23 protein-coding genes are annotated in these 21573 nt (G+C 59.1%); 11 read left to right on the forward strand and 12 right to left on the reverse strand.

Annotated elements, in window-relative coordinates; translation table 11 throughout:
* Window positions 1-63: 63 nt before the first annotated feature.
* The gene (gene argC, locus ACWHRL_RS18095; RefSeq protein ID WP_447530459.1) at window positions 64-1092 is read right to left on the reverse strand and encodes an N-acetyl-gamma-glutamyl-phosphate reductase; all 1029 of its coding nucleotides are present in this window, start codon (window positions 1090-1092) and stop codon (window positions 64-66) included.
* A 218-nt stretch (window positions 1093-1310) separates the two neighbouring features.
* Between argC and ACWHRL_RS18100 the strand changes: the two genes are divergently transcribed.
* From ACWHRL_RS18100 to ACWHRL_RS18120, 5 genes are all read left to right on the forward strand, one after another.
* Entirely contained in the window at window positions 1311-3119 is a 1809-nt protein-coding gene (locus ACWHRL_RS18100; protein ID WP_447530460.1) for a chloride channel protein, read from the forward strand.
* 9 nt (window positions 3120-3128) lie between these two features.
* Entirely contained in the window at window positions 3129-3560 is a 432-nt protein-coding gene (gene hemJ, locus ACWHRL_RS18105; RefSeq protein WP_447530461.1) for a protoporphyrinogen oxidase HemJ, read from the forward strand.
* Entirely contained in the window at window positions 3560-4369 is an 810-nt protein-coding gene (gene thiD / locus ACWHRL_RS18110) for a bifunctional hydroxymethylpyrimidine kinase/phosphomethylpyrimidine kinase (RefSeq protein WP_447894749.1), read from the forward strand. Before hemJ ends, thiD begins: the two co-directional genes overlap by 1 nt.
* 93 nt (window positions 4370-4462) lie before the next feature.
* Window positions 4463-5743, forward strand: a complete 1281-nt coding sequence (gene hemL, locus ACWHRL_RS18115; RefSeq protein WP_447894750.1) for a glutamate-1-semialdehyde 2,1-aminomutase — start codon at window positions 4463-4465, stop codon at window positions 5741-5743.
* 174 nt (window positions 5744-5917) lie between these two features.
* Window positions 5918-6187: a hypothetical protein gene (locus tag ACWHRL_RS18120; RefSeq protein WP_447530464.1), complete on the forward strand. Its 270-nt coding sequence runs from the start codon at window positions 5918-5920 to the stop codon at window positions 6185-6187.
* Between the two features lie 112 nt (window positions 6188-6299).
* Here the strand turns inward: ACWHRL_RS18120 and ACWHRL_RS18125 are convergent, their stop codons facing one another.
* From ACWHRL_RS18125 to ACWHRL_RS18150, 6 genes are all read right to left on the reverse strand, one after another.
* Window positions 6300-7136 (reverse strand): curlin subunit CsgB, encoded by an 837-nt coding sequence (locus tag ACWHRL_RS18125; protein WP_447894751.1) that lies wholly within the window; start codon window positions 7134-7136, stop codon window positions 6300-6302.
* Window positions 7137-7192: 56 nt separating this feature from the next.
* A complete protein-coding gene (locus tag ACWHRL_RS18130; protein WP_447894752.1) occupies window positions 7193-7717 on the reverse strand; it encodes a hypothetical protein in 525 nt (174 codons plus the stop codon).
* Window positions 7718-7965: 248 nt separating this feature from the next.
* Window positions 7966-8796 carry a CsgG/HfaB family protein gene (locus ACWHRL_RS18135; RefSeq protein WP_447894753.1) on the reverse strand — a complete coding sequence of 277 codons (831 nt, stop codon included), beginning with the start codon at window positions 8794-8796 and terminating at the stop codon, window positions 7966-7968.
* A gap of 83 nt (window positions 8797-8879) precedes the next feature.
* Complete coding sequence (locus ACWHRL_RS18140) at window positions 8880-9302, reverse strand: curli assembly protein CsgF (RefSeq protein WP_447894754.1); 423 nt, start codon at window positions 9300-9302, stop codon at window positions 8880-8882.
* Window positions 9302-9799 (reverse strand): CsgE family curli-type amyloid fiber assembly protein, encoded by a 498-nt coding sequence (locus ACWHRL_RS18145; protein ID WP_447530469.1) that lies wholly within the window; start codon window positions 9797-9799, stop codon window positions 9302-9304. Before ACWHRL_RS18145 ends, ACWHRL_RS18140 begins: the two co-directional genes overlap by 1 nt.
* Window positions 9800-9819: 20 nt before the next feature.
* Window positions 9820-10512 carry a LuxR C-terminal-related transcriptional regulator gene (locus tag ACWHRL_RS18150; protein WP_447530470.1) on the reverse strand — a complete coding sequence of 231 codons (693 nt, stop codon included), beginning with the start codon at window positions 10510-10512 and terminating at the stop codon, window positions 9820-9822.
* A gap of 256 nt (window positions 10513-10768) precedes the next feature.
* On the opposite strand from ACWHRL_RS18150, the gene rdgB reads away from it, so the two are divergent.
* The 4 genes from rdgB to ACWHRL_RS18170 all read left to right on the forward strand — a co-directional run bounded on the left by rdgB (window position 10769) and on the right by ACWHRL_RS18170 (window position 14251).
* On the forward strand, window positions 10769-11377 hold the full coding sequence (rdgB, locus tag ACWHRL_RS18155; RefSeq protein ID WP_447530471.1) for an RdgB/HAM1 family non-canonical purine NTP pyrophosphatase: 609 nt from the start codon (window positions 10769-10771) through the stop codon (window positions 11375-11377).
* Window positions 11370-12536, forward strand: coding sequence for a radical SAM family heme chaperone HemW (gene hemW, locus ACWHRL_RS18160; RefSeq protein WP_447894755.1), 1167 nt, complete (start codon window positions 11370-11372; stop codon window positions 12534-12536). The genes rdgB and hemW overlap by 8 nt, the downstream gene beginning before the upstream one ends.
* 44 nt (window positions 12537-12580) lie before the next feature.
* On the forward strand, window positions 12581-13297 hold the full coding sequence (locus ACWHRL_RS18165) for an OmpA family protein (RefSeq protein ID WP_447894756.1): 717 nt from the start codon (window positions 12581-12583) through the stop codon (window positions 13295-13297).
* Window positions 13298-13408: 111 nt separating this feature from the next.
* Complete coding sequence (locus ACWHRL_RS18170) at window positions 13409-14251, forward strand: 23S rRNA (adenine(2030)-N(6))-methyltransferase RlmJ (protein ID WP_447894757.1); 843 nt, start codon at window positions 13409-13411, stop codon at window positions 14249-14251.
* Window positions 14252-14271: 20 nt separating this feature from the next.
* Here the strand turns inward: ACWHRL_RS18170 and ACWHRL_RS18175 are convergent, their stop codons facing one another.
* A complete protein-coding gene (locus tag ACWHRL_RS18175) occupies window positions 14272-14724 on the reverse strand; it encodes an Lrp/AsnC family transcriptional regulator (protein ID WP_447894758.1) in 453 nt (150 codons plus the stop codon).
* A gap of 108 nt (window positions 14725-14832) precedes the next feature.
* On the opposite strand from ACWHRL_RS18175, the gene rarD reads away from it, so the two are divergent.
* Window positions 14833-15741 (forward strand): EamA family transporter RarD, encoded by a 909-nt coding sequence (rarD, locus tag ACWHRL_RS18180; RefSeq protein WP_447894759.1) that lies wholly within the window; start codon window positions 14833-14835, stop codon window positions 15739-15741.
* A 111-nt stretch (window positions 15742-15852) separates the two neighbouring features.
* A complete protein-coding gene (locus ACWHRL_RS18185) occupies window positions 15853-16944 on the forward strand; it encodes a cobalamin-independent methionine synthase II family protein (protein ID WP_447894760.1) in 1092 nt (363 codons plus the stop codon).
* 274 nt (window positions 16945-17218) lie between these two features.
* On the opposite strand, the gene mnmE is transcribed toward ACWHRL_RS18185, so the two are convergent.
* The 4 genes from mnmE to rpmH form a co-directional block, all read right to left on the reverse strand.
* On the reverse strand, window positions 17219-18589 hold the full coding sequence (gene mnmE / locus ACWHRL_RS18190; RefSeq protein WP_447894761.1) for a tRNA uridine-5-carboxymethylaminomethyl(34) synthesis GTPase MnmE: 1371 nt from the start codon (window positions 18587-18589) through the stop codon (window positions 17219-17221).
* A gap of 102 nt (window positions 18590-18691) precedes the next feature.
* Window positions 18692-20377, reverse strand: a complete 1686-nt coding sequence (gene yidC, locus ACWHRL_RS18195) for a membrane protein insertase YidC (RefSeq protein WP_447894762.1) — start codon at window positions 20375-20377, stop codon at window positions 18692-18694.
* Window positions 20378-20492: 115 nt separating this feature from the next.
* Window positions 20493-20894 (reverse strand): ribonuclease P protein component, encoded by a 402-nt coding sequence (gene rnpA, locus ACWHRL_RS18200; protein WP_447894763.1) that lies wholly within the window; start codon window positions 20892-20894, stop codon window positions 20493-20495.
* 13 nt (window positions 20895-20907) lie between these two features.
* Window positions 20908-21042, reverse strand: a complete 135-nt coding sequence (gene rpmH, locus ACWHRL_RS18205; RefSeq protein ID WP_447530481.1) for a 50S ribosomal protein L34 — start codon at window positions 21040-21042, stop codon at window positions 20908-20910.
* Window positions 21043-21573 lie beyond the last annotated feature (531 nt).

Here is a 21573-nt window from a genome sequence, read left to right on the forward strand (position 1 = left end):
GCAAAAGGGTCAACTATTACGTCGCCTTTTTCTAAGTAGCACCTCTGCAACAGCGCTTTCCGTCTAGGGCATCAGCGCTGGGGCGTTGAGGCCCAGGGTCTCGTCGAGGCCAAACATCAAATTCAAATTCTGAATCGCCTGGCCCGAGGCACCCTTGACCAGGTTGTCGATGACCGACAGCACGATGACGGTACCGCCCTGTTGATGAACCGCGAGCCGGCAAGTGTTGTTGCCTTTGACACTGCGCGTTTCCGGGTGGCTGCCGGCGGGCATCACATCCACGAAGGGCTCGTTTTTATAGCGCGATTCGAAAAGCGCCTGCAGGTCCGTTGCGCCGACCTTCAGGGTGCTATAGAGCGTGGCGTGAATGCCCCGGATCATCGGCGTTAGATGAGGCACGAAGGTTAGCTCGATCGGGTGTTCCTGCATGTCGTTCAGGCCCTGGCGGATTTCCGGCAGGTGGCGATGGCCCGAGGCGCCGTAGGCTTTCATCGATTCGCTCGCCTCGGCGAGAAGCGAGCCTACCTTGGCACCGCGTCCGGCACCGGTCACGCCGGATTTACAGTCGGCGATCAGCCGTGTTTCGTCCACCAGCCCGGCCTCGAGTAGCGGCAGGTAACCAAGCTGTACGGCGGTGGGGTAGCAGCCAGGTACGGCGATCAAACGCGCGCCCTTGATCGCTTCGCGGTTCATTTCCGCCAAGCCATAGACCGCCTCTTCGAGCAGTGCCGGCGCGCCGTGAGGCTGGCCGTACCACTGGCTCCAGAGTTCGGCGTCGCGCAGACGAAAATCCGCGGAAAGGTCGATGACCCGCGTGCCGTTCGCCAATAGCTCACCGGCCAGCGCGTGGGCCACCCCGTGGGGCGTGGCGAAAAACACTGCGTCCAGAGCGCCCAGCGCGTTGGCATCGGGCTCGCTGAAGGCGAGTGCATCAAAATGGCCGCGCAGGTTGGGGTACATGTCGCTCACCTTGACACCGGCCTCCGAGCGCGAGGTGATCGCCTCGACGCTGACCTCTGGATGCCCGGCTAAAAGCCTTAAAAGCTCTACTCCGGTATACCCTGTACCGCCTACGATACCGACCTTGATCACAAGCCACCTCTTGTCCGTTCGTTAATGTGAACCGCGTACGTTCAAGCCTAATAAACCCGCACCGGGCTGTCGAAGCGCTTCAAGCTATGATACACAAGAGTGACAGCCCAGGAGTGACGGATTCAATGAGTAAGTCCTCACTTTTGGCCGCCCCGAATAAACGCACTACGCTTTAACCTCGACCAATAAGAACCCACCAACAGGCAAGGAACGCGGCTGTGGCACGCTATTCCCGAGCAGATTTCACCCTCGACGCCTTCCGCCGCCAACTGGCCAACGTCGATGCGTTGCCCCAGCTCTGCGTACTGGGCCTGGTCTCCGGCGTCATTACCGGCGCTGTGATGGTGGGCTTTCGTCTGCTTTTGGAAGTCGGCGCGATTGTCTATATGCCCGAGGGCGACCCGGAGGCGTTCGAAGGCCTTGCTCCCTGGCTTAGGGCGCTGCTGCCGCTTTTGGCGGTGACGCTCATTGGCGTTTTTCTTTACCGCCAGAAAGCCGCGGCACACAAACTCGGCGTTAGCCACGTGATCGAGCGGCTCTCCTACCACCAGGGGCGCTTTCCCATGCGCAACTGGCTCAACCAGTGGTGGGTCGGCGTGGTGTCGGTACTCGGCGGGCTTTCCGCCGGGCGCGAAGGCCCAGCGATCCACCTGGGCGCGGCCGCCTCCAGCGGACTTGGCCTCAAGCTTCGCTTGCCCAACAACAGTCTTCGCGTGCTGGTCGCCTGTGGTACCGCGGCGGGTATTTCCGCCTCGTTCAATACGCCGATCGCTGGGGTCATCTTCGCCATGGAAGTGGTGATGATGGAGTACACCCTGATGAGCTTCATGCCGGTCATTTTGGCCTCGACCATGGGCGCGGTGGTCGCTCAGGCGGTTTATGGCAGCGAACCCGCCTTTCGCATTCCCGATGTAGCGCTGGGCTCGCTGATGAACCTGCCCTGGGTGGTGGTGACTGGCTTGGGGATCGGCCTGCTCGCCGGGCTTTTCATTCACATTGCGCGCACTCAGCGCTTGAGCCGTCTGCCGATTTGGCTGCGCCTGGCGGTGGTCGGTGTGACCACCGGCGCAGTGGCCTGGTGGTTCCCCCAGGTACAGGGCATTGGCTACGATAGCCTGGCGGCGGCGCTCAACGGCCAGCTAAGCGTTAGCGTGCTGCTGGGGCTGGTCATTGCCAAGCTATTGATCACCGCGCTAACCGTGGCCGGAGGCGTACCGATTGGTATTATCGGCCCGGTACTGGTGGTTGGGGCGGCCGCCGGTGCGCTCAGCGGCTCGCTTGGCCTTTGGCTTTGGCCGGCGCCCGCCGCCGACCCAGGCGTTTTTGCCATGCTGGGGATGGCGGCCATGATGGGCGCGGTGCTTCAGGCGCCGCTGGCCGCGCTCATGGCGCTTTTGGAGCTGACCCACAGCCCGAACATCATGCTGCCGGGCATGCTGGTGGTCGTGGTCGCCTGTCTGACCTCGCGCCAGCTAACGGGCTGCGAAGGCTTTTTTATCAGTTCGGTACGTTACGGCCTACACCCCCTTCAACAGCCGCTGATGCAGGCGCTTTCCCGGGTGTCGGTACCCGCGGTGATGGAGCGCCAGCTAGTGCGTACCGAGCGAATCGTCACGCCGGATCAGGCGCGTAAGCTCTTGGAAACCAATCCGATGTGGCTTCTGATCGAGCGCTCCAGCGATAAAAAGCCGGTGCTGGGTTTGAAAGCCTCGGCGCTGGCGCGCTGGCTTTTGGAACACGACGAGGCGCTGGCCGGTGAGCCACCGCCAAAAGACGAGCAAGTGGACCTTCTGGAAATTCCTGGTCAGCGCGTGGAGATGGCGCCGATCGCGCTACAGGCCACGCTTTCCGAAGCTTTTTTGAAGCTTCAGGACAACGCCCTGGGTGCGCTTTACGTAGTGCACGGTTATCGGCCAAAGCAGCAGCGAATTTCAGGTATCATTACCCGGGGGGCGATCGAGCGTTACTACCACTATGCTGACCCTCGTGACAAAACCGACCCCCGTGACAATGAGCCGACCGCGTAAGGAGAAACCATGTATTTATGGATGAAGGCCCTGCATTTGATGGCCGTTGTGACTTGGTTCGCCGCGCTTTTTTATCTGCCGCGGCTGTATGTCTACCACGCTACTGCCCGCGATAACGGGGATGAGCAAGCGATCACTTACTTCAAGACCATGGAGCGCAAGCTCTATCGCGGCATCATGACCCCCTCGATGATTTTGGTGCTGTTGTTTGGCGGGATCATGCTCTATCTGATACCTGGCTGGATGAGCCAGGGGTGGATGCACGTCAAACTGACGCTGGTGGCGCTACTGGTGGCCTACCATCACGTCTGCCTGATCTATTTGAAGCAGTTTGCGCAAAACCGCTGCACCAAAAGCCATCGCTTTTTCCGCTTCTTCAATGAAGCCCCGGTCATCGTGTTGATCGCCGTCGTTCTGCTTGCCGTCATTAAGCCTTTTTGATGATAAAGCCGCTTCCTCCCGTCGTATTGGTACTGGCGGGTCACGACCCGACCGGGGGCGCGGGGCTGATCGCCGATAGCGAAGCCGTGGCCGGCTGTGGCGGCTGGGCAATGACCATTCCCACCGCCACCACCGTGCAAAACTGCCACGATGTCCAGCGTGTGCTGCCCGCCGACCCGCAAATGATGTTGCAGATGGCCCAAGCGCTCGAGGGGCTTCCCGTCAGCGCGATCAAGCTGGGCCTTTTGGCCAATGAAGCGACGCTGTTGGCCGCCGAGTGCATCATTCGCCGCTTTCCCGGTGTGCCGGTGATTGCTGATCCAGTGCTCAAGGCGGGGGGCGGCGCTGAGTTATCCACAGCCGCGCTTCAAAAACGCTATGTGGAGCGCCTGCTACCCCTTGTGGATATTCTGACGCCCAACCGGTTCGAGCTCGCCGCCTTGACGCCGGACGTTGAAGAGGGCGCGGACGATACCGCCCGCGCGGTGGCGCTTATTTCCCAGGGGTGCCAGGCGGTGCTGGTAACGGCCACCGACGATCCACTGCCGGGAAACGACGCCCAGGTCGTGCATACGCTGCACTCGCCGGATACCACGCGCCAGTGGCAGTGGCCACGCCTGGCGCAGCGCTTTCACGGCTCGGGCTGTACGCTAGCCTCCGCCATTGCCGCGCGCATGGCGGTAGGTGAGCGCTTACCCACTGCCTGCGAGCAGGCCCAGCGCTTTACCTGGCAGGCTCTGTCCGAGGCGTTCGAGCCGCCGGACGGGCAGTATCTGCCCAACCGCTTGTCACGCCCAACCCGCTTTTGATCTCATGGGCCGCCGGGTCGGTAACGCGTCTATTTAAGTCCGCGTTTAAAGGACTAAGCTATTCACTTTCGAGTCATTCACGTTGAGGATGCCATGACCACTTCTGCCGAACTCTTTGAACTTGCAAGCCGCCATATTCCCGGCGGGGTCAACTCGCCGGTTCGCGCGTTCAAGGGCCTTCACCGCCCGCCGGTCTTCATGGAGCGCGCCCAGGGGGCTTACCTGTTCGACGTCGAGGGCAAGCGCTATATCGACTACGTCGGTTCCTGGGGGCCGATGATCACCGGCCATGCCGACCCACAGGTGCTCGATGCGGTACGTGCACGCCTCGATAACGGACTTTCCTTCGGCACGCCCACGGCGGTGGAAACCACCATGGCGGATCTGATCTGCGAAATGATCCCGTCCATGGACATGGTGCGCATGACAAGCTCCGGCACCGAGGCGACGATGTCCGCGATTCGCCTGGCCCGGGGCAGCACCGGCCGGGACAAGATCGTCAAGTTCGAGGGTAACTACCACGGTCACTCCGACTCGCTGCTGGTGAAAGCCGGCTCCGGGGCGCTGACCCACGGCGAGCCGAGCTCGCCGGGCGTGCCGGCCTCGCTTGCCGAGCACACCATTACGCTCTCCTATAACGACCCGGAAGGCGTAGAGGCCTGCTTTGCCGAAATCGGCGAGCAGATCGCCTGCATTATCGTCGAACCCGTGGCGGGCAACATGAACTGCATTCCGCCTCAGCCCGGCTTTTTGGAAACGCTGCGCCGGGTGTGCAACGAGTACGGTAGCTTGTTAATTTTCGACGAGGTGATGACCGGCTTTCGCGTCGCGCTCGGCGGCGCCCAGGCCCACTACGGTATCACCCCGGATTTGACTTGCCTGGGCAAGATCGTCGGCGGCGGTATGCCGGTGGGTGCCTTTGGCGGCCGGCGCGACATCATGCAAAACGTCTCGCCCATGGGCCCGGTTTATCAAGCCGGTACGCTCTCGGGCAACCCGCTGGCCATGGCCGCCGGCGTTACGCTGTTGCAAAAGCTCAAGACACCGGGCTTTCACGATGCGCTGACCCAGCGAGTGCAAACGCTTTGCGAAGGCCTGCAAGAGCGCGCGAATGCGGCGAACGTGGCCATGATGACCCAGTCCGCCGGGGGCATGTTCGGGCTCTTTTTTACCTCGCAAACGCGTGTGGATAACTTTGCCCAGGCCACCGCTTGCGATGCGGACATGTTCCGGCGCTTTTTCAGCGCCATGCTGGACCAGGGCGTTTACCTGGCGCCTTCGGCTTATGAGGCGGGCTTTATGTCCAGTGCCCACGCGCCGGAAGACATTCAGCAAACCCTGGACGCCGCCGAGAAGGCGTTTGCCCTTCTATAAACCGCGGCTTTGGCCAACGCACTGCTATACTCAAAGCGCCGCTCATCGAAGCGGCGCTGTTGGTTAACGAGGTCAATCATCGTGAAATGGCAGTCGTTTTGGTCTTACACCCTTGGCGTTGCAAGCTTGGCCTCTGCTTTATCCACAGGCGCGCTTGCCTATCAGGAGCAGCATATGACCCAAATTCAAATCAACGTGAGCGGCACGCCAGGTGCCGAGTTTTCCGCCCATTGGCGGGTGAGCAACGGCGATGAAGTCACCGAGTACTTTGAGGAACGCAAAAGCGTACCCTTTGAATTCAGCTATGAAGGCACCGCGCTCGAGGGGGAGGTGACGCTTTTAACCGATAACGAGCGGCTGGAAGTGGATATTTTGAAGGGCACCAACCGTTCGCGTTCGTCGACCCAGGGTAAGGGCGGCACGCTCACCTTGACGATTCGCTAGTAAAAGACGTCATAAAAAAACCGCCCCGAAGGGCGGTTTTTTGAATCCAGGCCCTTCAAGCGAGCAGCGCGTGGAGGACCTGATATCGTGACTCAGGCATCACAGTCTTGGCTTAGTGGCCTTGAGCAACAACGTTCATGTTGTTGTTGCCGACGGTAGTGATGCTGGAGGTGTGGCCGCCGCCGAAGAAGCTGCCGCTTTGGGAGACGGTTTGCTGGTTGCCGTAACCTTCGGTGTAAGCGTAGGAGTCGTGGTTGTAGCCAGACTGCGAGATGTCGGCCGTGTTGTAGCCGCCGGTGGTCAAAAGATTGCTCTCGTTGTAATAACCTTGCTGGCTGACGTTGGCCACGTTGTTGTTGCCTTCCAGGTAGGCGTAGCTGTCATTGGCGATGCCATCCTGAGCGATAGTGGCGTCGTTGCTGCTGCCGATAGACTCGATGACGGACTGGTTGAGCTTGCCTTCCTGGGTGACGGTGGCGTTGTTACCAGTACCTTCCTGGTAGGCATAGCTGTCGTTCATCCAGCCGTCCTGGGTAACATCCGTCGTGTTGTTTTCGCCGTTTTGGTTGGTAACAGAGACGTTGGCAACCCCGTTCTGGTCAGCAGAGGCTTGGTTGTTCAGGCCGCCCTGGTAGATGGTTGACTGGTTCTTGGCGCCCATCTGATCAACGCTTGCCACGTTGCCTTCGCCGACCTGCTCGATACCTGAATCGTTCCAGCCCGGAAGCGTGGTGGCAACGCCGTCAACGTCATCCTGGTTGACGGTCGTTTTGTTGTACGCGCCGTTTTGATGAACACGAGATGCCTGTGAACCCCACTGGGTTACGTTGTTGGCGTTGTGGTCGCCACTTTGATAGATAGTGGAGTTACTTCCAGCGAACTGGGCGGAGGCAGCAGCGCTCATGGTGATGGCAATGGCGGCGGTAATAGTGGCGATTTGAGTTTTCATGTGGATTTCCCCTTCAAGACGTTTGCTTTAGTTGTTACTGAGACAAAGCGATTGGCTCAGTAAGTTTCGACGATGACTGGTCGTGCGTTACCCGAGAACGCTTGCTGTTCCACGCTAACGCTGCGGTAGCCACTCCCCGATTGTGAAATCTCGATATCGCTTTGATGACCCGTTTGGGAAACAAAGACTTGTAACCCCTGAACGCCATAGGATTGATTGATCGTGGCGAGGTGACGGTCGCCATTTTGTAAAATGACCCCGGCATTATTACCTCCGGCTTGCGTAATGGAGGCGGTATTGAAGTTGCCGGTTTGGCGAATATTGGAAAAGTTGCCGTGTTGATATTGGGCGGAATACGACTGTGTTACGGCGGTACGGTTGTGATGGCCGTTTTGTCTTATAATGCTGTAATTTTCTTTATAAACAGGTGCTTGAGAGGTTTGAGCGTACTGCTCTACACGGCTTTGAGCTTGGGCATTCACCGCGGCTGAATAGGTGATGAAAAACGCTATAAAAGACCGAACCAGGGGCTTCGAGAGCGCCAGCGTTTTACGTGGTAAAAACGCCTGTCGAGTCTTCATCTCATTACCTTTTGAAAAGTTTTGTATCTAAGTGTATTGATGCGTCGAGTTTGAACTATTTAATAAATTGCGCTATCAGGGCTTTTCTTAAACGCGTGATCAAATATCTAAAAACAGCGGCACTCTGAAGTACGGTTTTTCTAATATCCCGTAATAAAATTAACAAAAGCGGCGCTACCGTTAAGTAGCGCCGCTTTTGTTAATTAAACGTATGAGTATTTTTTTAGTAGGCCAATCATGATAGTGGCCTATAAAGCAGGCGTTGGCGCATTAAGATATTCGGCTAATAGGGTGTCCTGCATGTTAGCGTTGCTGGCCAGGTTCCAGAGATTATTCTCGACGCCCCGGGCAATGAGATGAATGACCGCCGACTCGACCGCCGACATGACGGCCATCTGAACAGGCTCATTGGAGGTAATGCCGACTTCGGCTTCCAGTAAGCGCCGGAAATCGATAAACCGGTAAACGCCTGCGCGAAGCTCTTTCGAATAGATGGTTTTGGTCGTGGTGACGTTGGCGAGTATCTCGCCGGTGGATATTTCGACCGCCCGCAGGTTCACCGTTACCTGGTCGACCTGATACTGGCCGGAAGCGCCGATACCGAAGTATTCCGCTCCGGCGCCGCCGGTACGCACGTTGGATTCGTAGGCGATGATGCCGCCTTCGAGCATGACCGAGGCCGCGCGCAGCGAAGGGAGTGTATCCGGCTGATTGAAGCGTTCGAACTCGGCGCGGATGATACGCCGCTCGGTTAGAAGATTCTGCAGGCCGACCCGCTCTAGCGGAATGAACCAGCCGGAGTCCGCCAGCGCCCCGGTCAGCATTGCCGCCGCGCCCTGGGTCACCGCGGTCGAGAACGTGCTGGCCGGTGCCGGGCGGTATTGGCCGGTTTGATCGCGAAAGTCGTAGACGGAAACGAAAATTTTACCCGCCGGTGGCGGTAAAGAAACCAGGTCTTGATAGGTCGAGCCGCGGGGGGTCAGCGTGGCCTGGGCGCCTTCCAGATTGTTGGAATTAGCGACCATGCCGGCGCAGCCGCTCAACAGCGCCGCCAGCATGAGTGAAGCGATGATTTTCATTTAGAGGTTCCCCTGACGACACACGTAAGCGTTATGTTGGTGTTGAGCCGGTTGATTTTTGAACAGTGTCGAATACCGCTTCACTATGGGTTGAAGAGCCCGCCCACGCTGATATTGGTGACATCGCCGGTAAGCTTGTCCACCACGCGCACCACGAGCTGGCCGCCGTTGTCGCTGACCACTACGTTGAACTCGCCGCTATCGAAAGAGCCCTGATTGGCGTTACCCGCGCCTACATCGGAAATCAGCTGTGAAATCAGCCGGCTTTCCAGGTTTTGAACCAAACGGTCCGTGGAGGAGAGCTGCTGTATGCTGCGTGCATTGGGGTCGGTGTTGGTGTCTTGCGCCTGCGCCTTACCCAGCAGATACGTGCCCATGAAGGGGTCGCCACCAAAGGATGGGTTCAGCGGCCGGTACACAAGATCCCCTGCCAACGCAGCGCTCCCCCCGGCAAGCGCTACCACCGCGATAGTGCCTAGCCACAGGGGGTGTCGTTTGACGTTCATTATCGTAACTCCTCACTTCCCAGGTCTTTATCGAAGGTCAGGGTGGTAGCCAACTGCTCGCGCAGCAGCGCGTCCTGAACGATTTGCACGGCCTCTTCTGCCGCTTGATCCGCCTGATTGATGCGTGGCGAAAGCTGTGTACGGAAATACATCTGGTTGCCCTGCAGGATCCAAAGCTGGCTTCCCCAGCGGGCATCCGGACGCTCCTGAACAATGAGGGTCGCGTTATTGATCAGCGGATTACCCATGGCCCGCTGGCTAAAAGCGCGGTAGAAGGTCTTGCCTGCCATGGTGATGGTGCGGTCGACCATCACACCGGTCAGTTCGCTGCTACCGTAGCCGCGCGGCTCAACCTCGGCCCCGTCAGGGCCGGAGAGACGGTTGATCGCATCGACCGCTGCCTGCTCGTTTCCCGGCAGCGAGTCGCTTGCCGATACCGGTCCCGCAAGCGCCAGTGACAGCGCACCCAACAGCAGAAGCGTGCGATACAAGACCATGGTCGTTTTCTCGTTAGGGTTTAGCGCCCGCGCTGCAGGCTACGCGCCGTCTCGATATTGGGCAGGATGGGGCCGAGATTCTGGTGGATCCAGTTCAGCGCTTGAATACGGTTATGCACATTGATCTTTCTAAAGATGTTGTAAAGGTGCGATTTGACCGTGTGCTCGCTGACAAAAAGCTTTTCTGCGATCTGCTGGTTGGAGGACCCGCCGCTGAGAAGCGAGATGATCTCCATCTCCCGGTTGGTCAGCCCGCAGGCCGGGCGGAACGCATTGCTTTGGTATTTGCGGTAAAAAATGATCAGCCGCGCCATTAAATCGCGGGACATCCAAAGCTCTTCGTTGAGCAGGGCGTGAATGCCCTTGCAGATCACCTCGAGACTCTCGTTACGGTAGAACACCCCCTTGAGCTGGGAGCAGGAGAGGGCTTCCAGGGCGTGATCCATGTCGCGGATGTTAAACGCCGCCAGCGGCGCCTGGGAGAGCGACTCGGGAAGCTTCTCCTGCCAATCCGGGATGGCGTCGACGCTGACGTGGTCGGCATCCACCAGCAGAAGCTGTTTGCCGATAGTGGCCTCCGGCAGTGAAACCCCGGGGGCATACAGATGAATGGTGTAACCCGTCTGCTTATTCAAATACTCGGCAAACAAGTGAGACTGAGGGCTTTTTTCGGTGACGATATACACCACGCCCGGGGTTTTGTGCTGCGCCATTGATAACCCTCCGGCTGCTAATAAAGTGTGAGACGATCATGGGCGGATTGTTACCTATAATAATTTTTTAGTAAAGTTATGTTACTAAAAATGTTCGAATAGTAATGCTCATGGAAGTATGCGATTAGGAAATATAGGGGTAAAAACTGGATGCGCGGCAGCAGACGGCCGGTGGGAGGCCGTACTGATGACGAGGCATCTTTAGCTGGCGTGCGGTTAGGCGTAAACTGAGCGGCTCTTACTGGGAGGTTACGCCATGTCCGCCGTCAATACGCTTGTGTTAGCCAGTGGCAATGCTGGCAAGTTAAAAGAGTTCAAACAGCTTTTGGCCCCCTTGATGCTCGATGTGCGCCTGCAGTCGGAGTTTGGCGTTCATGACGTAGAAGAGACCGGATTGACCTTCGTCGAAAATGCGCTGCTCAAGGCGCGCGAGGCCAGCCGGGTTAGCGGGTTGCCGGCGCTGGCCGATGACTCGGGTTTGGAAGTCGACGCGCTCCACGGTGCCCCGGGTATCTACTCGGCGCGCTTTGCCGGTGAGCCCAAAAGCGATGAACGCAACAACGAAAAACTCTTGAGTGCGCTTGCCGATTGCGCCGAGGGCCAGCGTAGCGGGCGCTACTGGTGCGTGCTGGTGTACCTGCGCCACGCCGAGGATCCGGTACCGATTATCGTTCAGCGCAGTTGGGACGGTGAGATTCTCGCCCATCCGCGAGGCGAAAACGGTTTCGGTTATGACCCGCTTTTCTGGCTACCCGAGCAGAGCATGAGCGTGGCCGAGCTGCCTGCGGATACCAAAAACCGACTGAGCCATCGCGGCCGCGCCCTGCAGGGCCTGGTCGATTTTTTGAAGGTGGCGCATGGGTAGTACCCCGCCGCTTTCGCTTTATATCCACACCCCCTGGTGCGTTCGCAAGTGCCCTTATTGCGACTTCAACTCCCACGAGCCGAGTTCCCAGGCGCTGCCGGAAAAGGCCTATCTCGCGGCGCTTTTAAGTGACCTGGACGATGACCTGGCCCTGGCCGACGGGCGCGAGCTCGCCACGATCTTTATCGGCGGCGGCACGCCGAGTTTGCTCTCGCCGGCGTTTTACCGACGCCTTTTAGGCGAAGTACAGGCGCGGCTGCCCTTCGCCCCGGATATCGAAATCACGCTGGAAGCCAACCCGGGCACCACCGAACAGGCGCGCTTCGTTGGCTACCGGGAGGCGGGGATCAACCGTCTTTCGATCGGCACCCAAAGCTTTCAAAGCGCTCAGCTCGAGGCCCTTGGACGCATTCACAGCGCCGATGAAGCCATCAAGGCAGTGGGCCATGCCCGCGTGGCGGGCTTTGATAACCTGAATATCGACCTGATGCACGGTCTGCCGGGCCAGACACCTACGCTTGCCTTGGAGGATATCGACCAGGCGCTGGCGCTTTCGCCGGAGCATCTCTCCTGGTATCAGCTAACGCTCGAACCCAACACCGCATTTCATTCAAGCCCCCCGGTACTCCCCGAAGAGGAGGCGCTTTGGGATATTCAGGAGCGAGGCCACGAGCGTCTCGTCAAGGCGGGTCTTTCACGTTACGAAATATCCGCCTATGCAAGGCCTGGCAAGGCAAGCCGTCATAACCTCAACTACTGGCAGTTCGGCGACTACCTGGGGATAGGCGCCGGTGCCCACGGCAAACTTTCGCACATAGGGGCGGATGGCCGCTGGACGATCGAGCGGCGCTGGAAAACCCGCCAGCCCGACGCCTATCTTCGCCGCCACTCCGACCCGCGCGGCTTTATCGCCGGCAAATCGGTGATCGAGCCTTCCGAGCTTCCGCTTGAGTTTGCCATGAACGCGCTACGCCTGACCGACGGTGTCGACATGGCGCTGTGGCCTGCCTACACCGGTCAGCCGCTAGAGACTTTATTGGCGCGCTTGCACGGTGCCGACAAAAAAGGACTTTTGATGGAAATGCCCGAAAAACTACGTGCATCGCCGCAAGGTCTATTATTCTTGAACGAGCTGCTTGGGCAAATCAGTGACGACTAGCCCGGCAGCCTGGTTAATCAAATAAGTTTTTTAAGGAGTGAGTGATGCGTATTTCTCGACTGCTGACCCCGGTAGCCGCCGCCCTGTTAATTGCCGGCTGTGCTTCCTCTGACCCTTACGGTGGCCAATCGCAGCGCTCCAGCACCGGTATGGGAACAGGTATTGGTGCCGCGGTAGGGGCGGCGGCCGGCGCGCTTTCCGGTGATGGCTCCACCAGCCGCCGCGACCGTGCCTTGATCGGCGCCGCCGTGGGCGCCGCCGCCGGTGCCGGTGTCGGCGCTTATATGGACCGCCAGGAGAATCAGCTGCGCGAAAGCCTGCAGGGCTCGCGGATCGAAATCGACCGCCGCGGCGACGATATCGTCCTCAACATGCCCAGCAGCGTAACCTTTGGCTTCGACTCTTCCGAGCTTACCGGTGAAGCACGCAGTGCGCTCAACGAAGTGGCCAACGTGCTCACTCAGTACGCCGATACTCGCGTGAACATCGCCGGCCATACCGACAGCGTCGGTAATGCGGACTACAACCAGCGCCTCTCCGAGCGCCGCGCGCAGGCGGTCGGCAGCTACCTGGGCCAAAACGGTGTCTCTTCATCGCGTCTTAACACCCGCGGCTACGGCGCCAATCAACCGGTGGCCAGCAACGACACCGACCAGGGCCGCGCGCAGAACCGCCGCGTTGAAATTACCCTGACGCCCACCGGTAACGGCCAGGGTCAGCAAGGCCAGCAGGGCCAGCAGGGCCAGGGCAGCGGCTACTAAACGGCTGATGCTCCGGTAGGCCGGTAGGCTCAAACGCCCCGGGCAAGGCCTTTAATCCGAGCCCGCTATTATTTGATAGCGGGCTTTTTTTACACCGCGTTGTGAACCGCTATGCTCTCTTATCAACACGCCTACCACGCCGGCAACTTTGCCGATGTCCACAAGCACCTTACGCTTTACGCCGTCACTGGCTATCTATTACGTAAAGAAAGCGCTATTACATATATAGATACTCATGCGGGTCGAGGGCTCTATCCTCTGGATACCAGGGAGGCCTTGAAGCTCGAAGAGCACCGCGAGGGGGTCATGCCTCTCTGGCAGGCGCGGGAGCAGCTCGACGAGCCACTTTTGAACGAATGGCTGGCGCGTATTCAGACGATCCAGCCAAAAAGTGGCCCGTTGAGCCACTACCCGGGCTCGCCCTGGTGGCTTTCCCAGCGGCTTCGCGAGCAAGACGCGCTGCGCCTTTGCGAGCTGCACCCGGGGGAGCACGCCGAACTCGACGGCCAAGCGCTACCGCCAGCGGCAAAGCGCCTTTATGGCGACGGTCTGGAAGAGCTCAAAAAGTGCGTGCCGGTCAAAACGCCGCGACTTTGCGTATTGATCGACCCAAGCTATGAGCAAAAAGCGGAGTACCGCGAGGTGGCCGACGCCGTGATTCACACCCTCGAAAAGGTCCGCCACGCGGTCATCATGATCTGGTATCCACTGCTTCCGGCGGGGCATCACCACACACTAATGGAGACGTTAAAGGCCAGCGGCGTGCGCAAGATATGGCGTAGCGAGCTACACCGCGGCCCCGCCGGGCAAAGTCACGGTATGTACGCAAGCGGCATGCTGGTGATCAACCCGCCCTGGGGACTCGATGAGCATCTAAAGGGGGCCATGGACAGGATTGCCCCGCTTCTGGGCAAGGAGAGCCGCTACCAGGCGCAGTGGCTGGTAGCGGAGTAAACAAGCCGTTCGCGGGGCGTTTAAAGGACCTCGAGGGTCGATTTGACCCGGTCCAGCGCCACCAGGGTGCGAAACCACTTAACGTTGGGGTTTTCGTGGAAAAGCGCATCGCAGATTTGCTGGAAGCGGCGCATGCTGGGGACCAGTAACACCAGCATGAAGTCCGCTTCGCCGGTGACGTAGTAGCACTGCTGGATTTCAGGGCCGGAGAAGCGGGCTTTCAGCGCGTCCAGGTCCGCGGCGTGGGTCTTGTCTGCGCGTACTTCTACGAAGATAGTGATCACCTGACCCAGCTTGTCCGGGTCGAGTACCGCCACGTTCGCTTTTATGTAGCCTTCCTTTTTGAGCCGCTGAATGCGCCGCTGTACGGAAGCGGTGGAGAGATGCACCGCCTCGGCCAGTTCGCGAAGCGGCGTCTGGCACTCCTTCTGTAAATGTTTGAGTAGCGAACGGTCGTAGTCGTCCAGGGCCATGCTGATCACTCTGTGAGAAAATTTATCAAGGTAAGGCGTTAATTCGAGCGCCTTTATCGTATCCGATGCAATAAAGTACCGCGACACTGCCTGGCCCGGATACGCTTTATGCAAACCACCCCTAACACGGCGCTCGGTGTCGTCTTGAACGTGACGGCTTCGCTTTTTTTCGCGCTTCTGTTCGCCTATACGTCGCTGCTGGATACGCTCGATGGTGGGGAAATATACGGTTGGCGGATGCTGCTCACCTTTCCCTGCCTAACGTTTTTTATTCTGCTGCGTGGCCATGGCGGACAGGTGGCGCTCGTTTATCGGCGGCTCAAGGCCGAGCGCTACTTCTGGGCAACCCGATTACTCGGCGCGGCGCTCCTTGCGCTCCAGCTGTGGCTTTTCATGTGGGCGCCGGGCAATGGCCAGGGGCTTGCGGTGTCGCTTGGGTACTTTCTGATGCCGATCACCATGGTCATCGTTGGCCGTCTGGCCTTCAAGGATCGCCTGTCGCGCTTTCAGACGCTCGCTAGCCTGCTCGCTCTGGCGGGGGCGCTCAATCAACTGCTGTTTTCCCAGGCGCTTGCCTGGCCAACGCTTCTGGTGAGCCTTGGCTATCCGCTCTATTTCTGGCTGCGCCGGGTGACCGATACCAACCACATTGGCGGTCTCTGGTTCGATATGCTGCTGGCCCTGCCGGTCAGCGTCTATTTCATCGTTCAAGGCGGGGAGGTGCTGGGCGCCGCCAGCATCGCGCCGCTTGGCCTGGTGCTCGGCCTCGGGGTGCTAAGCGCCCTGGCGCTGGTGTTTCAGGCGCTCTCGGCGCCGCTTCTCAACCTGAGTCTTTTCGGCCTGCTGGTCTATGTCGAGCCTTTACTGTTGTTCGTGGTGGCGCTAGGGATGGGGGAGTCGGTCAGCGCGAACGAGTGGCCAACCTATGCCGCCATCTGGCTTGCTGTGGCGGTGCTCTGTGTGGAAGGTGGGCTCGGGGTGAAAAGGGCAAGGCAGCGCCCGCGTAGGGCCTTCTGACCGCACTATTAAAATGATTCACGCAGGATCAAGAAAAGATCACTTTTGTCCCTGCAAGGTTTGCGCGAGCATGGGGCATCGAGAAACACTCAAACAGAGCAGGAGAGTACGATGAGCGAACATAAAGCCCCTTTTCGCGCCGATGTCGTCGGCAGCCTGCTGCGCCCGGCGGCGATCAAGAACGCCCGTGAAAAAAGCCAAAGCGACCTGCGTCAAATAGAAGACGCAGCGATCAAGCACGCCGTCGCCGAGCAGTGCCAGTGCGGCTTGCAGGTCGTCACCGACGGCGAGTTCCGTCGCGCCTGGTGGCACTTCGACTTCTTCGAGGGCCTGGAAGGCGTGGAAGGCTACGACGCGGAGCAAGGCATCCAGTTTTCCGGCGTGCAGACCAAATCGCGCAACGTGCGCGTGACCGGAAAGCTTGGCTTTGGCGCGCACCCGATGCTCGAGGACTTCAAGTACCTTGCGAGTATCAGCGACGGCGCCACGCCCAAGATGACCATCCCCAGCCCCAGCGTGCTGCACTTTCGCGGCGGACGTAACGTTGTAAGCCAGGACGCCTATCCGAACATCGACGACTTCTTTGACGATCTGGCCCAGGTCTACAAGGACGCGATTCAGGCGTTTTACGCCGCGGGCTGTCGTTACCTGCAGCTCGACGATACCGTTTGGGCGTATCTTTGCTCCGACGAGCAGCGCGCCCAGGTCATCGAGCGCGGCGAAGACCCGGACGAACTCGCTCAAACCTACGCCCGGGTGATCAATGAGGCACTGGCGGACAAGCCTTCTGACCTGGTGGTGGGCATGCACGTCTGCCGGGGCAATTTCCGCTCGACCTGGATCTCCGAGGGCGGCTACGAGCCGGTCGCCGAGCTGCTGTTCGGAACGGTGGCCATCGATGCCTTCTTTTTGGAGTACGACTCCGACCGCGCCGGCGGCTTCGAGCCGCTGCGCTTTATCAAGCCCGGTCATCAGAAGGCGGTGCTTGGCCTGGTGACGACCAAAACCGGTGAGCTCGAAGACCCGGAGGCGATCAAGGCGCGTATTTACGAGGCGGCCCAATTCGTACCGCTCGAGCAGCTCTGCCTGAGCACTCAGTGCGGCTTTGCCTCTACCGAAGAGGGCAACGCGATCACCGAGGCCGAGCAGCAGGCCAAGCTCGAGCTGGTGGTTCGCGTCGCTCGCGAGGTCTGGGGGGACTAGCTCCGTTACACTGCCCTGAGGCATGAAGCCGTTATCCGGGTAGTCACCCTATTCGCCGTTTTGTGTTTTGACCGAACCCCGCCAGCGCCTGGCGGGGTTTTTTGTGTGCAGAGGCGGGGAAATAAAGAGGAGTCGTGTTGGTAAACCGTACCTATCTTCCGGTAGGTAGCATATGGCGCCGCTCTTACTTGGCTCGCTTACGAGGCTCCTCTTAGTGTTTTATTTAGAACCTTGCAAGCAAAGTGAGCGCTTACAAACATAGCGCCGAGTCGCCTTACTTGCCAATACAGAAACTGCCGAAAATCTCGCCCAGCAGGTCGTCGGCGCTGAACTCGCCGGTGATCTCGCCAAGCGAGGCTTGAGCATCGCGCAGATCCTCGGCAAGCAGCTCGCCAGCGCCCATGCCTTCGAGCTGGGCACGGCCGTTGTCCAGTGCCGCCATGGCCCGGTCCAGCGCGTTCAGGTGGCGCCGCCTGGCCGAGAAGCGCCCTTCGGTGGTGGCAGCAAAGCCCATCACGTCTTTCAGGTGGGTTTTTAAGTTATCCACACCCGCCCCGGTTTTCGCCGACAGGCGTAGCGTCGGCGTGACGGCCGCCTCGTCGAGCCCGGCGTCTTCCTGGCTTTCATCGATCTTGTTGCGCACCAGCGTTAGGCGACTCTGATCGGGTAGGCGGGCGACGAACTCGGGCCAGATATCCATGGGGTCCGTGGCCTCGGTGGTCGAGGCGTCCACCATCAAAAGCACCCGGTCGGCACGCTCGATCTCTTCCCAAGCGCGGGCTACGCCAATCTTCTCCACCGCATCCGGGGTGTCTCTAAGCCCGGCGGTGTCGATGATGTGTAGCGGCATGCCGTCGATGTGAATATGCTCGCGCAACACGTCCCGGGTGGTGCCGGCGATCTCGGTGACGATCGCCGTCTCCTGCTCGGTCAGGGTGTTTAAAAGGCTCGATTTACCCGCGTTGGGCCGCCCGGCGATCACCACGCTCATGCCCTCGCGCAAAAGCGCGCCCTGGCCCGCGGCGCGGCGCACCTCAGAAAGCGACTGCTGGACCTCATTGAGGCGGTTGGCCACGTGGCCGTCGGCGAGAAAGTCGATCTCCTCTTCGGGAAAATCGATGGCGGCTTCCACGTAGACCCGCAGCGCGATCAAGCGCTCGACGAGCTGGGCTACCCGGTTGGAGAACTCGCCCTGCAGCGAACGCACGGCGTTTTGGGCCGCCGAGCGCGAGGTCGCATCGATCAAGTCGGCGATCGCCTCGGCCTGGGCCAAATCGAGCTTGTCGTTCAAAAAGGCGCGTTCGGAGAACTCGCCAGGCCTTGCCAGACGCGCGCCAAGGGCTACGCAGCGCTCGAGCAGCATATCCATGATGACCGGACCGCCGTGACCCTGAAGCTCCAGTACGTCTTCGCCGGTAAACGAGTTCGGGCCCTCGAATACGAGCGCCACGCCTTCGTCGATGATGGCGTTTTCGCCGTGAAAGGCGCCGTAGTGAGCGTAACGCGGGGCAGGGTAGCGTCCCAGGATGGCACGGGCGATATCGCCGCAGGCGGGCCCGGAGACGCGAATGATGCCGACACCGCCGCGTCCGGGCGGGGTGGCAAGGGCGGTGATCGTGTCCTGGGTATAAAGTCGTTGTGCCATGGCACGCCTCCTGGATGAATGGCGGTATTGTGAATTTGTCCGGCCTTTAACGCCAGACCCCCGCACGAGGGCGGGGGTCTGGTGAGTCAAGCGAGGGGGCGATTACTTGGTTCGCATCCCTTTACCGACACTGGGGTCGTTCTCGATGCGCCGGGTAATGAAGTACTGCTGCGCCACCGAGATGATGTTGTTGACTACCCAGTAGATGACCAGGCCTGCCGGGAACCACAAAAAGAAGAAGGTAAAGATGATGGGAAGCATCTTCATGATCTTCGCCTGCATGGGATCCGGCGGAGTCGGGTTGAGCATCTGCTGAACGAACATCGAAATGCCCATCAAAATCGGCAGGATGAAGTAGGGATCCTTCACCGACAGATCCTGAATCCAGAACATGAACGGTGCGTGACGCAACTCAACGGACTCCAGCAGCATCCAGTAGAGCGCGATGAACACCGGCATCTGAACCAGAATCGGAAGACAGCCGCCCAGCGGGTTGATCTTCTCTTTCTGGTAGAACTTCATCATCTCCTGAGACATCTTCTGACGGTCGTCGCCGTACATCTCCTTGAGACGCTGCATCTCCGGGCCGAGCTTGCGCATCCGAGCCATCGACTTGTACGCCTTGGCGGAGAGCGGGAAGAGCACGGTTTTGACCAGTACGGTCAGCAGTACGATCGACCAACCCCAGTTACCGACGATGTCCTGGATCTTGTCCAGCAGCCAGAAAAGCGGGTTGGCGATGAACCAGAGCCAGCCGTAGTCCACGGTGAGCTGGAGGTTGGGCGCGACCTGTTCCAGGTAGTCCTGCACCTTGGGGCCCATGTAGAGCGTAGCGCCCAGCGTCGCTTCGCCTTCGGCGGCAACGTTACTGGTCGGGCCGGCAAAGGCCACCACGTTGCGATCGCGTGCGTCGGTGGTGACGTAGTAGAGGTTTTGCTGGTTCTGCGACGGTGCCCAGGCCGAAACGAAGTAGTGCTGGATCATCGCGATCCAGCCGCCTTCGGCTTCGCGGTTTTCAAAGCTCGAGCTTTGAATGTCGTCGAAATCGATCTTGTCGTAACGCGTGTCCGGCGTGGAGTACGCCGCACCCATGTAGGAGTTCATGCCCAACGTGACGCCGCTGGAGGGGTCCGGGCTGTTGTCCCGGGCAAGCTGGCCGATAAAGCGGGCGCTGACCGGGTTCTCGGTGTTGTTGGCCACGAAGTAGCTGACGTCCACTGCGTAACTATCGCGCTCAAACGTCAACCGCTTGGTGACGTCGACGCCGTTGACCTCGGCGGTCATGTCGACCTCGAGGGTCTGCTCGTCGTTACCCAGACGGTATTCGTTGCGCGCCGGCGTGAAGGCGATACGGCTTGCCTGACCGTCCAGCTGGATGCCCGAACGCGCGACGTAGCTGCGCGTGGTGTTGTCCGAGAGCAGCACGTAGTTGCGCTCGGAGTCCAGGGTCATCTTGTGCTGGGGCAGGGCGGCGAACACGATATCCCCGCCGTAGGGGTCGATACGTACATCGAGTACATCGGTGGTGACGGCGATGAAGTCGCGACCTTCGGACTCACCCGCCGCTTCCGTCGGCATCTCTTCGTTGGCGCTACCCTGGGGGGCGCCGGTACTGGGTACGGTCAAGTCATTGTTGGCCGACTCGGTATTGGCCCCGGTACTTTCACGCTGGGTGATGTCCGGCGTCGAGTCGTAGCTGGTTTGCCCGTAGTCCTGATTCCACTGAATCACTAGAAGATAGGCCAGTACAGCCAGTGGAATCAGCAATAAAAGTCGTTTTACGTCCATGAGGGTTCTGCCCGATGGGTGGTGAACATGCTAATGGCGCGGCGTCATTTACTCGGCCCAAGACACACGAAAGCCTGCCCTAAGGCAGGCCGAGGCCGAGCGGCGGAGTGTGTGATCAAGCGCCATGCGTAGCGTTAGCAAGCGGGGGAGGCGGTGGTACTGCCAAGGCATCGCGCTGAAGTCGTTTCCACATGCCGTGTAGCTGGCGATAAAGTGTTTCATTATCGATATCCTGAACACCGCGCTTGGCCAATATCACTATATCCACAGAGGGTAAGCGGTGTTGGCGAAGCCGAACGGATTCTCTAACGAGACGCTTGAAGCGGTTACGGTCAACGGCACGCTTGACGTTTTTCTTGCTGACCACCAGTCCAACGCGAGGATGACCTCGGGTATTGAAGCGTGCGAGCGCCATCATACCTTTGCCATGGACTTTCAGGTCTGCCTGCTCAAATACGTAGCTGAAATCCCCGGCATTCAGTAAACGTAAACCCCGGGGATAGCCTTGATGCGACACACGCAATCCGAAATCAGGCGCTCAGACGCTTACGGCCTTTGGCGCGACGGCGTGTAATGACAGCACGGCCATTTTTGGTTGCCATACGAGCACGGAAGCCATGCGCGCGCTTGCGCTTAAGAACGCTGGGTTGAAAAGTGCGTTTCATAACTCGTTATTCCCACGTGGTTTAGGACGAAAGTGAATTCCAAACGACCCGGTCCAGTGAGGAACTAGCCGGGGAGATCCAATTCAAGACCGGAAATTGTAGAGACTTCGGCGCCGCGGTGCAATTTTTCTGCGCACAAAAAACGCTAAATATGCGCTAACGGCTCGTAACATGCCTTTAATGAACGCCTTTGACGCAACTACTATTACTAATGAAGTTATTTAAAACCTGTTGTTATTAATAGTGGGGATACTATTTGTGGATAAGTGGTTTTATTTTTTTATAAACAACCTGTTATAGGCATAAAAAATGTGTGCATAAGCCGTAGAAAAGCGGCTTGTAAGGTGTGTGGCAGGTGTGGACGACCGGGTAAAAAAGCCCCTGTGGATGGTTTATCCGCAGCGTCTACGCGACTTGTCCCAAAAGCTCATCGCAAGTTGTCCACAGGCCGAAAAGAGCCCCTTGCACGTGTGGATAACCGGCTCTTTGGGCGCTACAATAGGCGGCCGTTTTCAACTGATGGTGAGATGA

The organism is Vreelandella sp. GE22 (genome assembly GCF_968212445.1).